General features: G+C 42.1%; 11 protein-coding genes. 5 read left to right on the top strand and 6 right to left on the bottom strand.

All coding sequences use genetic code 11. The features are described 5' to 3' along the window. Window positions 1–3 precede the first annotated feature (3 nt). The gene (locus tag GRFL_RS17650) at window positions 4–915 is read left to right on the top strand and encodes a PorP/SprF family type IX secretion system membrane protein (RefSeq protein WP_083643466.1); all 912 of its coding nucleotides are present in this window, start codon (window positions 4–6) and stop codon (window positions 913–915) included. Window positions 916–931: 16 nt separating this feature from the next. Then, a complete protein-coding gene (locus tag GRFL_RS17655; RefSeq protein WP_083645836.1) occupies window positions 932–2,797 on the top strand; it encodes an OmpA family protein in 1,866 nt (621 codons plus the stop codon). 842 nt (window positions 2,798–3,639) lie between these two features. Here GRFL_RS17655 and GRFL_RS17660 read toward each other — a convergent pair. From GRFL_RS17660 to pyrR, 5 genes are all read right to left on the bottom strand, one after another. Continuing rightward, window positions 3,640–4,119 carry a CAP domain-containing protein gene (locus GRFL_RS17660; protein ID WP_236995838.1) on the bottom strand — a complete coding sequence of 160 codons (480 nt, stop codon included), beginning with the start codon at window positions 4,117–4,119 and terminating at the stop codon, window positions 3,640–3,642. Window positions 4,120–4,323: 204 nt separating this feature from the next. Beyond that, window positions 4,324–5,229, bottom strand: a complete 906-nt coding sequence (locus GRFL_RS17665; protein WP_083645838.1) for a ribonuclease Z — start codon at window positions 5,227–5,229, stop codon at window positions 4,324–4,326. A 23-nt stretch (window positions 5,230–5,252) separates the two neighbouring features. Next, window positions 5,253–5,585, bottom strand: a complete 333-nt coding sequence (locus GRFL_RS17670; protein ID WP_083645839.1) for a ribonuclease Z — start codon at window positions 5,583–5,585, stop codon at window positions 5,253–5,255. A gap of 50 nt (window positions 5,586–5,635) precedes the next feature. Then, window positions 5,636–6,565 (bottom strand): aspartate carbamoyltransferase catalytic subunit, encoded by a 930-nt coding sequence (locus tag GRFL_RS17675; RefSeq protein ID WP_083645840.1) that lies wholly within the window; start codon window positions 6,563–6,565, stop codon window positions 5,636–5,638. A gap of 6 nt (window positions 6,566–6,571) precedes the next feature. Then, window positions 6,572–7,111, bottom strand: a complete 540-nt coding sequence (gene pyrR, locus GRFL_RS17680) for a bifunctional pyr operon transcriptional regulator/uracil phosphoribosyltransferase PyrR (RefSeq protein WP_083645841.1) — start codon at window positions 7,109–7,111, stop codon at window positions 6,572–6,574. 155 nt (window positions 7,112–7,266) lie between these two features. Between pyrR and GRFL_RS17685 the strand changes: the two genes are divergently transcribed. The 3 genes from GRFL_RS17685 to GRFL_RS17695 all read left to right on the top strand — a co-directional run bounded on the left by GRFL_RS17685 (window position 7,267) and on the right by GRFL_RS17695 (window position 13,234). Beyond that, window positions 7,267–9,627: an amylo-alpha-1,6-glucosidase gene (locus GRFL_RS17685; protein WP_083645842.1), complete on the top strand. Its 2,361-nt coding sequence runs from the start codon at window positions 7,267–7,269 to the stop codon at window positions 9,625–9,627. Window positions 9,628–9,810: 183 nt separating this feature from the next. Next, window positions 9,811–12,828 (top strand): PAS domain S-box protein, encoded by a 3,018-nt coding sequence (locus GRFL_RS17690; RefSeq protein ID WP_083645843.1) that lies wholly within the window; start codon window positions 9,811–9,813, stop codon window positions 12,826–12,828. After that, window positions 12,818–13,234 carry a response regulator gene (locus tag GRFL_RS17695; RefSeq protein WP_236995839.1) on the top strand — a complete coding sequence of 139 codons (417 nt, stop codon included), beginning with the start codon at window positions 12,818–12,820 and terminating at the stop codon, window positions 13,232–13,234. Before GRFL_RS17690 ends, GRFL_RS17695 begins: the two co-directional genes overlap by 11 nt. 73 nt (window positions 13,235–13,307) lie before the next feature. Here GRFL_RS17695 and rpsA read toward each other — a convergent pair whose 3' ends face one another. After that, complete coding sequence (rpsA, locus tag GRFL_RS17700) at window positions 13,308–15,161, bottom strand: 30S ribosomal protein S1 (RefSeq protein WP_083645845.1); 1,854 nt, start codon at window positions 15,159–15,161, stop codon at window positions 13,308–13,310. Window positions 15,162–15,287: the final 126 nt, after the last annotated feature.

Here is a 15,287-nt window from a genome sequence, read left to right on the forward strand (position 1 = left end):
ACCATGAAAAAACAATTTCTAATCTTTTTAGTGATACTTGTTGCCGCCCCAGCTTTCTCGCAACAGCTCCCTCAGTTTACGCAGTATATGTATAACACCATATCTATCAACCCGGCCTATGCCGGTAGTCGGGATGCTTTTTCAATCATCGGGCTGCACCGCAGTCAGTGGGCAGACTTTGAAGGCGCACCAACAACGCAAACACTATCGATCAACTCGCCGCTCAGCAATAATAAGATAGGTCTTGGCTTGTCTATCATTAATGACAACGCGGGTTACGAAAACTACACCTATGCTTATGGTGATTTCGCTTACCGCATTGACCTGAGTGCCGATGTAAGTCTGCGAATGGGATTAAAAGCAGGTGCGAGCTATTACAATCTTGAAGAAGAACTGTTCACAGAGCCGGAAGTTATGAACGATCCGTTTTTTCAGGATCGGTTGAACCGCTGGACGCCAAATTTCGGGCTAGGTTTTTATTTGTCGTCTCAGAATTGGTATATCGGGGCTTCAGCTCCTAAACTGATCAACAATAACAATAACGAGTTCAACGAATATCTGGCTCTGGAGCAGGTTCACTACTATTTAACAGGAGGTTATGTGTTTGACCTGAGCGATAATGTGAAATTAAGACCCACTACCCTGGTTAAAATGACCAAAGGAGCGCCTCTTTCCGTAGATCTTACGGCTACTGCGATCTTCAATGAGAAATTCTATCTGGGCGGATCCTACAGGATCGATGATGCGGTTGGTGCCTTCCTGGATGTGCAGGTCTTTAACGGCTTTCGTGCAGGTTATGCTTATGAATATCCAATATCTGATATTCGCCCGTACACCAGTGGCTCACACGAAATCCTGCTGATCTATGAAATCAGACTTAAAAACACTCGATACAAATCACCTCGTTTCTTCTAATTAAAGCCTGTGGATTATGAAAAAACTTTACTTCATACTAATACTTCTAATCGCGTCGGTATCGATGCAGGCCCAAAGCGGAAAGCAAAAGAAGGCAGATAAACTGTATAACAATTTCGCTTACCTGGAGGCTACCGATGTTTACAAAGAACTCATCGAAGACGGCTACCAGGTTTCTGAAAACAGCAAAAAGCTGGGCGATGCCTACATGATGTTGCGCAGCCCTGAAAACGCCGTTCACTATTATGGTGATGTGATCGAAGAAGACAACATCGATCCCGAATATTATTATAAGTACGCTCAGGCTCTTCGTGGGGTGAAGCGTTACGAGGAATCTCGCACCTGGCTGAAGAAGTACCTCGAAAGTGGCAATTCTTCGGATGAGATCGAGAAAATGATCGAAAAAGACGAATACCGTCCTGGGATCACCTACAAACTTCAGTCTTCTCCTGAATTGAATTCAGAAGTAAGCGATTTTGGGGTGTTCGCAAAAGACAGTATGCTTTACTTCGTATCGGCACGCGCACAGGATAGTGATGTCAAAAAGAAAACCTACAGCTGGAACGGTGAACCGTTTCTTGACGTATACGTGCTGGATCAGAAAAGCGGAAACATTAGTCCTATTAAAGGTGATGTAAACACCAAGCTACACGATGGCCCAGTGGTGATTTCTCCTGATGGAAAGACCATTTATTTTACCAGAAACAATATCCTTGGAAATAAAGAAGGAAAAAAAGATAAAGACAGGACCAATAACCTGAAGCTGTATTCTGCAAGCTGGAAAAATGGAGAATGGACAGATGTAAAAGAATTGCCATTTAATTCTGATGATTATTCGGTAGGGCACCCCACTTTAAGCAAAGACGGTAAAACGCTCTACTTCGCATCTGATATGCCAGGCGGAATGGGTGGAACAGATATCTATAAAGTAAGTGTAGATAGTCTTTCCTTCGGAACACCTGAAAATCTTGGCGAGCCTGTAAACACTGAATTTGATGAGACCTTCCCTTTTATGGATACTGATGGCACCTTGTATTTTTCATCAAACGGGCATGCCGGCCTGGGACTTTTTGATCTCTTCCGCCTCGAAAAAGAAAATGATACGGTCATGAATCTTGGAGAGAGCATCAATTCCAACATGGATGATTTTGCCTATTTCCAGGTAAATGATTCCCGCCAGGGATACATTTCTTCCAACCGTGATGGTGGCAGTGACAATATTTATGTTTTTAATAAGCTGAATCCTTTAGTCCTGAAAGGAACGGTGACCGATGCCATTAATGGAGAGCCTATAAGCCAGGCTACTGTTCGACTGATGGACGATGAAAATCACCAGATTGCTTTCCTGGAAACCGATGAGGACGGAAATTATGAAACCGAGGTCGCTCGTGATCAAATGATTCCAATCGAAGCCAAGGAAATCGAATATGAAACTTTTACCGGTACCGTCAATACAAACGACAGTGATGAACAGGATGAAATGGTCTATGACATTCAGCTGAACCCTGTTCGTGATGTAGACTACCTGGCTGAAATTAATAATATCTACTTCGATTTTGACAAATCGAACATTCGCCCGGATGCCGCTCAGGAACTGGATAAACTGGTAGATCTTATGCAAAACGAATATCCGGAACTCGTCATCGAGATCAACTCACATACCGATCGCAGAGGGACTAATGCCTATAACGAAAAACTAGCCGAACGTCGCGCTAAATCAACTTATGATTACCTGATCTCTAAAGGAATTGCTCCGGAACGGATTGCAGACTACAAAGGTCACGGAGAAACCGAGCCGGCAATAGACTGTGACCGTTGTACCGAACAGGATCACCAATTGAACCGTCGTTCGATGTTTAAGGTCGTTCAAATGAAAGAATAAGCTAACTAACCAACTCGAAAGAAGTATCAATGTTTTTCAGGGTTCCCGTCAATCGTTTCCCTAATTTCGGAACTTGAATTATTGATGCTTCTTTCTTTATCTGATATCTGAAAACTCGGTTTACGGGGTATAAAACAGGATTACCTAGTAGTTTTAAAAGCAAATCGACCCCAACAAATCGATGATGAAGAAAAAGGTCCAGCCTCTAGCCTGGACCTTTTTCGATTTTATTCAGTTCGAAAATCCGCTTCCATAATTTTACCCAAATTCCTGCCCCCAATCAAATTTAGAATTAGATAAGATTTTAGAATAATATCGCGCCAGCGGAAACTCTCTAAAGAAAGAAAGTTGACAGGTGATTTATCCTATGAATTAATTATCTGATTTTTTTATTTTGATAGTTATCGATCTGGATCTTGAAAAGGTTTTAATAACGAATGGAAAGAAATCTGAAATGATTACACCTAATTCCCAATTGTCATCCAAGATTGCTCTGTCATTTAGCTTTCTTTTCAAAGTGCAGGAAGTAGTCCTTTCTATAACCAACTAAACTTCACTCTAAAACTGTTTCAGTTCTACAACCTATTTTGAAATATCCTCGGCTGAAAGTACAAACTTGGTGAGGTCTAATTTGCGGCTAATCCATATTTTCATTACGCTCAAAGTGGTAAATTAAAAATCGATTTATAGCAATTACTTAAAACCTGTTAAAATGGATAATCCGGAGCTCTCACTGCTAGCTCAAAATCGGATTTAAGTTAAATTTTAGAAAATAAAAAAAGGGCCAGCCTCTAGCCTGAACCCTTTTTTAGATTTGGGGGGGAAAACAAAACTTGCGGTTTTTACTTTTTGACGAAGATGTTAGTAAAATAATTTCTTCCATCTGCGTCCTGGCGAACAGATATCCCAAAATGGGTATTGTCTGCCTCTATATTTTCTTTATGACCTTTACTCTTCAGCCATGCCTTAACAACTGCGTCGGCACTTCTGTACCCGTAGGCTACATTTTCACTCACTGAACGCACGCCTAATTCCTGCATTAAAAAAGAAGCTCTTTGCGAAAAATTATCATGACTAACCGTACCCTGATCGATCATATATTCGTTGTGAGATTCAGCTTCGATAGAAACTTCAGTAAGCGGTTGCAATTCAGCTAAGCCGTTTGCTTTTCTGTAAAGATTGATGTCTTCCAGAATTTCAACTTCAATGGCATCATAGTCGTAAGCTACTTTCTTAGTAACCACCTGATCATACGATGTCACATCTTCAGAAAGGGAATCCTTAGAGCAAGATGTAAGAATTACCCCACAGAAGATTAACATAATGGTTTTTAACGTAATTTTTTTCATAGGTCAATCATGTTACATTCAGGGACGATAAATGTACATATTAAATCGACTAAAAGCACTCAAATGTCAATATTCTGTCAAATTTGAAGAAATTTTAACATAATTTGTAGGAAAGTACGGCCAGTGAATTGATTTAGAACCGGTTAAAGGGCGAAAAGCTTTAAGAAAAATTAGTCGCTAAAAGGTAAATTCCTTCCCGTCATCGGCAAGGGAAATATTCTGAAAAATCTCAGAGGCTTCGGTGCGAAATAGTTCAATATCGCTATAACGGGTAGAATAATGTCCCAGAATAAGATGTTGCACCCCGGCATCTCTGGCTATAGAAGCGGCTTGTTTTGCAGTAGAATGTTTGGTTGGAAAAGCCAGCTCATGCTGCTCTTCCAGGAAAGTGGATTCGTGATATAATGCGGTGACCCGCTTGATCATTGGTACGATCTCAGGATCATAGACTGTATCGCTACAGAACGCATACGATTTTACTGGTTCCGGATCTGATGTGACCATCGAATTCGGGATCAATTCCCCATCTTCTGAAACTACATCTTTTCCTTTTTTCAGGCTTTTGAAAAGAGTTTTATCGATGTTCAGTCGTTGTGCTTCATGAACCAGTAACTTGCGTTCGCCAGGCTTCTCTTCAAATAAAAATCCGTTGGTATACACTCTGTGCTTTAACGGGATGGTTTTCACGCTCAGTTTATCGTCCTCGTAGAGAAGCTCCTGTTCTTTGGATTGCAATTCATGAAAGATCAGCGGGTAATTGGTCCAGGAATTGGCCAGTTTCAGCTGTAAACTGATAATTTCCTTGATACCCTTGGGCCCATATACGTGCAATTCCTGCTCCCTGTTCAATAAACGGAAAGTAGAAATAAGTCCCACGAGTCCGTAGAAATGATCGCCATGTAAATGCGAAATGAAAATATGGCGAATCTTGGAGAATTTAATGCGATTTCGCCGAAGCTGAACCTGGGTTCCTTCCCCGCAATCGATGAGGAAAAGATGATTTTTCATCTCCAGCACCTGGGAGGTTGGATTGGTGAAGCTTCTTGGAGTTGCGGCGTAGCAACCAAGAATAGTAATTTTCATGTTACGGCTTGTTTATCGATATTTCAGAAACCCAGATCACGCTGGATTTCATCCATCTGGATCATATCCTCGGCTTCCTGGCTGGTAGGCACTACCACCAGTTCCTCGGGCAAATCGTCTATACTAACCTGATCAGAAATGATCACAAAGCTTCGGTTATTGGTTCGGTAAAGCTCGGCAATTTCCAAAAACCCCATCAGATGTTCTGAGGTTACATTCGGGTTATGAGATAGATCCACGACCACGTTGTCCTGCTCGATTTCTTCGTGATGTTTTGTAAGCGCGGAAATAAATTCAGTTATAGAACCACCTTTATGGGCGATCAAAACATAATTTTCCTTTCTATCAAACTTCATGTCTATCAGAATTCTAATTAAAAGTATAAAAAACCGTTACGAAATAAAACCTATTGTTTGATTTTCGAAGCCAGTAGGTAAATTACGGCCATTCTCACCGCTACTCCGTTCTGCACCTGGTCGAGAATAATCGCGTGGTCTGAATCGGCCACATCGCTGGTGATCTCTACTCCTCTGTTAATAGGTCCCGGGTGCATCACCACGATCTCTTTTGGAAGTTTGTCGAGTATCTTCCTGCTAAGACCATATTGTTTCACATACTCTCTCGTACTGGGAAAATAACTGATGTCCATCCGTTCGTTCTGTACACGTAACATATTGGCTACGTCGCACCATTCCAGGGCTTTAACCAGGTTAGGCTCCACTGCTACCCCTAGTGATTCAATGTGCTTCGGGATCAGGGTTTTTGGACCGCAAACCTTTACTTCCGCACCTTGAAGTTGCAGCGCAAAGATGTTTGAAAGGGCCACACGACTGTGTAAAATATCTCCTACAATGACTACTTTCTTCCCTCCTACATCACCAAGCTTTTCTCGTATGGAATAGGAATCCAAAAGTGCCTGTGTAGGATGCTCATGAGCGCCATCACCGGCATTGATAATACTGGCCTTGACGTGTTTTGAGAGAAAAATACCCGCTCCAGGATTGGGATGTCTCATCACTACCATATCTACTTTCATGGAAAGGATATTGTTCACGGTATCGATCAGGGTTTCTCCTTTTTTTACTGAAGAAGATGCTGCCGAAAAATTCACCACATCGGCGCTAAGCCTCTTTTCAGCCAGTTCAAAAGATAGTCTGGTACGGGTGCTGTTTTCAAAAAACAAATTGGCGATCGTAATATCTCGAAGCGAAGGAACTTTTTTAATGGGCCGGTTGATCACTTCCTTGAAATGATCGGCAGTTGCAAAAATGAGATCAATATCCTCTTTCTTAAGGTATTTGATTCCCAGTAAGTGATCTACACTTAATTCGCTCATTGTTCCTTATTTTGAAACCAGGTAAACGGCATCTTCCCCTTCATTTTCTACCCAGCAAACCTTTACTTTTTCTTCGTTGATCGCATCTACCTGTCGCCCGTTATAATCTGGCTGAATAGGCAAATGCCTGCTAAATCTTCGGTCTATAAAACTCAGTAATTCAATTTCTTTTGGCCTTCCAAAAGACTGGATAGCCGTTAACGCGGCCCTGATGCTACGACCGGTATACAAAACGTCATCAATGAAGATCACGCGCTTGTCTTCCACTATAAAATCGATGCGGGTCTTGTTCGCCTCCAGCGGCTTTTCTCCTCTTCGGAAGTCATCTCGATAAAAGGTAATATCCAACTGACCAAAATTCAGGTTTTCCAGCTGGTATTCCTCTTTTAAAATTTTTACGATCCTGTTGGCCAGAAATACGCCACGTGGCTGAATACCAATAAGAACCGTAGATTGAAAATCAGTATGTTTTTCTACCAGCTGACATGCCAATCGATGAAGGATAATATCGATTTCTTTGGCATTTAACAGGACTTTACGGCTCATACACGAAATTGTGAGTTGCCACAAAAATAAGATTTTTTTGTTTCAAACTTTAAAAGTTCTTCCCGAATCTCGGCTATTCTGTTTTTTCTTTTCGGAATATCTGAAACGGCTTAATATTTCTATTTTTACGGAAATCCACACGCAATCCACCATTCATGAAAAGACTACTTTTATTTTCCTTCCTGCTATCTGCATCCGGATTTTCCCAGAAGGTAGAGCTGGACAGCTTACTGAAGAATTCCCCGGCAATCCTCGGCAAAACAGAATACCTGGATTCTCCTTTCCTGGTTTCCGGTAGGAGGTTATATATGGTGGGTCATCAAAACGGTTCTTTCCCGGAGATTGGCTGGCACATTCCCGGAGAAATGGGTGGGATTTGGGATCATCCCATCAAATTGTTCGATGGTTTTCAGGCTGAAATTACAACTTCTGGCCACTCGATCGCACTGGACGATGCTTCGGAATTCACTAATTTCCCGGTGGCTTCCAGGCAGGTTTTTAATTTTTCCGAAGAACAGTTGAAAGTCGAACGCTGGCAATTTGTGGCAGATACTTCCGAAGCGCTATTGATCAATTTCACAATTCAGAATACATCAGATCAGCCGCAAAAAATAGGACTTCATTTCAGCATATTTTCAGACTTGCGACCAACATGGCTTGGAGAAAGAACCAATATGGAAGACGGAAAGGATGTTGCCGCAATTCAGCATGGCAAGGTACTTTTCAAAGACAGTCTCAATTCCTGGTTCGCGATGATAGCCAGTGATCAGAAAGCTGTGAAAACCACAAAAATTCCTACAAAATATAAGGGAAAAGGTGTGGGTATCAAAATGGATTATGAATGGGAAATCCCTGCGAAAACCACCAAAAATATCCAATTCTATCTTTCCGGCTCCAATGTTTCTGAAAGAGAACTTCAGCAGAATTACCGGCGTTTTCGCCAAAATCTTTTTCAGGAAATCGAAAGCAAAATTTCAAAATTTGAACATTTAGGAGAACTATCCAGGCTTCAGATCCCTGATAAAAACTTGCAAACTGCTTTTGAATGGCTGAAGTACAACAGCGAATGGCTGGTTCAAACCGTTCCCGGGCTGGGCACTGGAATGACTGCCGGGATTCCAGATTATCCTTGGTATTTTGGGGTGGATAGCGAATATGCCCTGAGAGGATATATGGCCGTAGGACAGGAAGAAACCGTGCTCCAAACCATCAGTTTACTAGACAGTGTTTCGTCTGCCGTGAACGCCAATGGCCGTATCATTCACGAAATGTCTACCAATGGAGCGGTTTTCAATAGAGGCAATATTAATGAAACTCCACAGTTTTCCACCCTGATCTGGGAGATCTATAAATGGAATGGAAACGAGGCATTTTTGAAAAAATATTTCCCAACTATCGAAAAAGGACTGGACTGGCTGCTCTCAGAAAATGATAAAAATGGGAATCTTTTCCCGGATGGTTTTGGAATGATGGAAATTCATGGCCTGGACAGCGAAATGATAGATGTAGCGGTCTATACGCAACAAGGTTTTGAAGACGCTGCAAAAATTGCAGAGAAATTAGGAAATTCTGACAAACAAAAAGCCTATTCTGAGATCGCCAGAAAGCTAAAAACACGTATCAATGACAGGTTCTGGTCAGAAGAATTTCAATCGTATGCTGATTTTATTGGAACTGACGAACAGGCACTGAAGCTTACGGAAGATGCGATCATCAGGGCCGATACATTAAATAAACCTTGGTCTGTCAAAGAATTGAAAAATACCAGGGATTACCTTTTAAAGAACCCTTCGGCAACTGCCAGGCCATTTGTTTTGCATCACAACTGGGTAGTGAACACCCCAATGGAAATGGGAATTGCAGATCCTGGTAAGGCGAGGATGGCACTGGAAACCGCTGTTTCATACACCAATCCGTTTGGTGTTTTCGTAACCGGGATCGATCGTGATGAAAGTTCAGAGACCGGAAACGGAAGTTTTAAGGGCAGTAAAAGTTTTTCCTACACCGGTGCGGTGATGACACTTCCTACAGGCGTCCAGGCGATTGCCGAAAATAATTATGGAAATCCAGATCGTGCACTGGAATACTTGCAAAAAATGACCCGGTCTTTCAGCTACGCTTTTCCCGGAAGCATCTACGAAGTTTCGCCAGATTACGGGATGATCACCCAGGCCTGGACCATCTATAGCTATGCGATTCCTATAATCCAGCAATTCTTCGGAATAGATCCTATGGCTTCGGAAAAAGAGATTCATCTCCGACCTTTGATGCCCAAGGCCTGGCCGAAAGCATCCCTGGAAAATGTCAAAATTGGCGATAATGAACTTTCTGTATTTTATTCAGAAGAAAATGAGGTTATGAACCTGAAAATAATCCAGACACAGGAAAACTGGAAGGTTATTTTCCATTTACCGGAAAAATTCTCCAATCTATCTATTGGAAATGAACTTCAGGCGATTCCTCCTGACCGGGAATTTGTTCTCACGGGTAAGGAAATTCTGCTAAAAGCTGAATAATATTACCGATTTCAATATTTAGAAAAAGCTTCCTTTCCCTTTAAAACACACGAAAAAAACGGTGAAAGACCCGAAATCTGGAATTAAGCACTATATTTTTTTAAGTGCCCTATTGTTTTATATACTCAAAAGAAGTTATTTTCGTAAAATCCTGATTCCCAAATCACCCAAAAAGCTACAGGAATGGCTAAGACTGTGAATGCCTTAGATTATTTACGCGAAAATTCGGATGCATTTGAGTTTTCCCAGGTTTATGGATTAGATGGTTTCCTGATCCTGGAAAACGATTTTGACAACATTATTTACGCTAACCCCAAAATTCTTCAGGTTCTGGGATACCAGAATTTGCAGGAGATCCAGGCTGCCGACCTTTTTCTTCCGGAAGAATTTCAGATGATCCATTCGGTAACCGAAAGATTTGATTTTCATCTTTTTCGAAAAGATCGCTCCAGACTTTCCGCAGAAGGAAATATCCTTCAATTGCCATCAGAAAACAGCATGTTACTGGCCATTCGTAAGACCTGCAATAAAAAAGAGCAGGAGAATCTTCAGAAATTAAAACGGTACACCAGCATTCTCAAAGATACCGACCTGGGCGCCTGGCAATGGAATGTGCAAACGGGCGAAACCATATTCGATGAAAACTGGGCGAAATTACTGGGTTATGAACTTCAGGAACTGGAACCTACTTCCGAAGATACCTGGCGAAAACTGGCACATCCAGAAGATCTCGCGCTCTGTGATCAGTTATTCCAGAATCACTTCAATGGGCTGACGGATTATTACCTCAGTGAAGCCCGCATGAAGCATAAGAACGGCAATTGGGTATGGGTAAAAGACAAAGGTAAGGTCGTGAGCTGGACGCAGGACGGCAAACCTGAATGGATGGCAGGATTCCAGGAAGAGATCAGCGAGATCAAACATCGACTAGGCGTTAAAAAAATGTTCATTGACCAGGCTCCTACGGCCATTGCCATGTTCGATAATGAGATGCGCTACATCGCTGCATCCCGGAAATGGTACGAAGATTATAAACTGGAAGAAGAAGATATTACGGGAAAATCACATTATGAAATTTTTCCCAATATGCCGGAAGCCTGGAAAGTGGTTCATCAACAGTGCCTGGCAGGCGCCATCAGGAAAAAAGATGAGGATGGATTCATTAATGACCAGGGCGAAGAACAATGGATAAGTTGGGAGGTGAGACCGTGGTATACCCACGAAGACGAAATTGGCGGTATCATCATGAATACCGTGGACATCACCCGAATAAAAGAAGCTGAGAAAGAGGTTTTTGAAAAGCAGCGGATGATGGAAGCTGTTTTTTATAGTATCGACGTTGGCCTGGTTGCCTGCGATCGAAACGGCCAGCTCACGCTTTTCAATGAAGCGACCAAGAGATGGCATGGATTGCCGGCGGAACAGATTCCGCAGGAGAAATTATCAGAATATTACGGATTGTATACGGCAGACGGCAAACGGCCGCTGGAAATGTCAGAAATTCCTTTGCTGAAAGTACTGGAAAGCGGGAAGCTAGAGAACGAAGAGATCATGATCAAGCCAAATAACGGCAAACCGATCATTGTTTCAGTAAACGGAAAAAGGCTATTTGACGAAAATGGAGAAATAGATGGTGCCGTAGTCGCCATGCACGATATTACGAACCGGGTGGAAACTGAAGACAAACTACGAATCAGCGAGGAAGCCTTTAGAGGCGGGTTCGAGCACGCGGCAATTGGAATGGCACTGATCAGCCCGGAAGGAAAATGGCTGAAAGTGAACACGCGCCTTTGTGAGATCGTGGGATACCGGGAAGAAGAACTACGAAAACTCACTTTCCAGGATATCACGTACCCGGCAGACCTGGAATCAGACCTGCAGTTGCTGCAGGAATTGATCGCCGGGGAGCGCCAGTATTACCATATGGATAAGCGCTATTTCCATAAAAACGGGCACCTGGTGTATATTCATCTGGCCGTTTCCGTTGTACGCGATGAAAAAGGTTATCCGCTGTATTTTGTTTCGCAGATCACCGATATTACCAAGGAAAAGGTTGCTGAGCAAAAACTCCGTAAAGCCCTGGCTGAAATGGAAGGCCTTTTTGAATCGAGCACGCAGGTGAGTATCATGTCTATGAACTACGATGGCGTGATCACCTCCTTCAATACCGGGGCCGAAAACCTTCTTGGATATGATAAGGAGGAAGTTATAGACAAACAAACGCCACTGATATTTTTCCCGGAAAAAGAGCTTCAGAAGATTTCTGAAGAGATCTTAACTGAAACCGGGGAAAAACATGAGGGAATGGAACTGTTTCAGTACCTGGCGCAGACAAAGATGCATGACACCCGGGAGTGGACCTATATCAGAAAGAACGGAACGACGATCCCGGTTCAATTAAGCATCACGCGTATTGAAGATGAGGGCGAAACCATCGGCTACCTGAAAGTGGCTACCAATATCAGTAAGCTGAAAGTGGTGCAGCGAGAATTATCAGAAATCCTAGACCTTACAAAAGACCAGAATGACCGACTGAAAAATTTCGCGCATATCGTGAGCCACAACCTGCGCTCCCACTCCAGCAATTTTGGGATGTTGCTGGATCTTTATATTGGGGACCATCCAGAAGAAAAAGAAAACCAGATCCTGCAAATGTTGTACAGGGCTTCTGATAACCTGAAACAAACGATCGACCATCTCAACGAGGTGACGCTAATCCATACTTCCGTAGATGAGAATCTCAAACACTTTAACCTGCATTCTTCCATTGATAAAATCCTGACTTCAGTGAATGCGCACATCCAGGAATCGGGAATTGAAGTGGAAAATCTGGTACCTCAAAATATTGAAATTCTGTCAATTAAAGCGTATCTTGACAGTATCCTTCTGAATTTCACGACCAATGCGATCAAGTACCTGGATAGTGAAAAAGACAGTTTTCTTAGGTTTTCGGCGGAAGAAACTTCCGATGAGATTCAGTTAAAAATTGAAGATAATGGCCTGGGCATCGATCTCAAAAGGCATGGTGACAAGATCTTCGGAATGTACAAAACCTTCCACCGTCATAAAGACAGCCGCGGAATTGGCCTTTTTATCACTAAAAACCAGATCGAAGCCATGGGCGGAACGATCACTGTAAAAAGTCAACCCGGTGAAGGAACCGAGTTTTTAATTAAAATGAAGAAAAATCATGAAGATTGATATTGCCTGTATCATCGATGATGATCCAGTTTTTGTTTTTGGAACCAAGAAGATCATGGAACTTGCGAATTTCTCCAGCAGTATCATGGTTTTCCACAATGGCCACGAGGCCTTGCAAAACCTTAAGCCAATTATTGAAAAAGGTGAGAATATCCCGGAAGTGATTTTGCTGGACCTGAATATGCCCATCATGGATGGCTGGGAGTTCTTGGATGAGTTCATCGATATTCCTACCAGCAAACAGATCACGATCTATATCGTGACCTCATCGGTTGATCCGGCCGATTCGAAACGGGCGGAGAAGTATGATAATGTAAGCAATTACCTGGTAAAGCCTATTCGCTCAGAAGACTTGAAGAGCATTCTGGAAAATTTCAAGAACGAAACCAATATTCCCAATTCTTAAAAACTTACTGGAAAGACATAAAAAAACCTCCCAGTTGGGAGGTTTTTCATTTTATAAACTTCTGGAAAAGTGATTAATTCTTTCCTTCCATTTTGTCTTTCAATGCCTGAAGATCAGCGTTCACATCACCAATAGTTGTTTTCTCCTGGTTTTGTGCAGCCGCTTTTTTAGCGTTTTGCTTCACGATCTTCTGCTCTTCTTCTCTGTGGATTGCAGCGTGAGAAGCTACCACTCTTTTGAATTCTTTGTTGAATTCAATGATCTGGAATTCTGCTTCTTCACCTTTCTTCAGTTTGCTTCCATCTTCTTTCTCAAGGTGTCTTTGCGGTACGAACGCAGTGATATCCTCGTTGAAATCTATAGTAGCTCCTTTGTCTACGATCTCAGCAATCTTAGCAGTGTGCTTGGTTCCAACTCCGAAATCATCTTCGTATTTATCCCAAGGGTTGTCTTCGATTTGCTTGTGACCTAGAGAAAGTTTTCTTCCTTCTACATCCAATTCAAGAACTACTACTTCAAGCTCGTCACCTACGTTACAGAACTCAGATGGGTGCTTGATCTTCTTGGTCCAAGAAAGGTCAGAGATATAGATCAATCCGTCGATTCCTTCTTCCAGTTCTACGAAAACACCGAAGTTGGTGAAGTTACGTACGATACCGGTGTGCTTAGAACCAACAGGGTATTTCGAAGTAATATCAGTCCATGGATCTGGAGTCAATTGCTTGATACCAAGAGACATTTTTCTGTCTTCTCTGTCCAAAGTAAGGATCTGAGCTTCTACTTCATCACCAACATTTACGAAATCCTGAGCAGATCTCAAGTGAGTGCTCCAAGACATTTCAGAAACGTGGATCAATCCTTCAACACCTTCAGCAACTTCGATAAACGCACCGTAATCAGCAATTACCACTACTTTACCTTTCACGTTGTCACCAACTTTCAGGTCTTCGCTAAGGGCATCCCATGGGTGCTGGCTCAACTGTTTAAGACCAAGCTGAATTCTTGTCTTAGACTCATCGAAGTCAAGAATTACAACGTTCAGTTTTTGATCAAGTTCAACGATCTCATTTGGATGGTTGATACGTGACCAGCTAAGATCAGTAATGTGGATAAGTCCATCAACACCTCCAAGGTCAACGAATACACCGTAAGAAGTGATATTCTTAACAGTACCTTCCAGTACCTGACCTTTTTCAAGCTGCCCGATGATCTCTTTCTTCTGCTCTTCGATATCTGCTTCGATAAGCGCTTTGTGAGATACCACAACGTTTTTGAATTCGTGGTTGATCTTCACCACTTTGAATTCCATGTTCTTACCAACGTAAGCATCGTAATCACGAATTGGCTTCACATCGATCTGCGATCCTGGAAGGAAAGCTTCGATACCAAATACGTCTACGATCATACCACCTTTGGTACGACATTTAATAAATCCGTTCACAACAAGGCTTTCATCATGAGCTTTGTTAACACGCTCCCAAGCCTTGATTACACGAGCCTTACGGTGAGAAAGAACTAATTGACCGGTTGCGTCTTCACGAACATCGATCAAAACTTCTACGTCATCTCCTACTTTAAGGTCTGGATTATAACGGAATTCGTTCAGAGAAATAACTCCTTCACTCTTTGCGTTGATATCGATAATTGCATCACGGTCGGTGATATTGATCACTTTTCCGGTTACAACTTCATCATCTAAAGTGTCTACGAAATTCTCTTCAACTAGCTTTTCAAATTCTTCCAGCTTCTCATCATCGATAGGATCAATTCCTTCTTCGTAGTTGTGCCAGTTGAATTCTTTTAGGAACTTCTCAGGGTTTTCCTGTTGTTTTTCAACTTCAGGTTGAGAATCTGTAGCCATTCCAGCTACATCCTGTACTTCTAGCTCAGCATTTTGAGCTTCTTTGTTTTTAGTTTCTTCAGCCATTACTGACTTAAAAATTTGTATCCTGTAAGTACTTCGGAAATCATTACTGCGGAATGCACTACAGAAGATGTTTTACATTTTTGATTATCAAACCTTTTTGAATTTCCGTTCTTCCGTCAAAAAGGA

The sequence above is a fragment of the Christiangramia flava JLT2011 genome (assembly GCF_001951155.1).
In the GTDB taxonomy this organism is placed as follows: domain Bacteria; phylum Bacteroidota; class Bacteroidia; order Flavobacteriales; family Flavobacteriaceae; genus Christiangramia; species Christiangramia flava.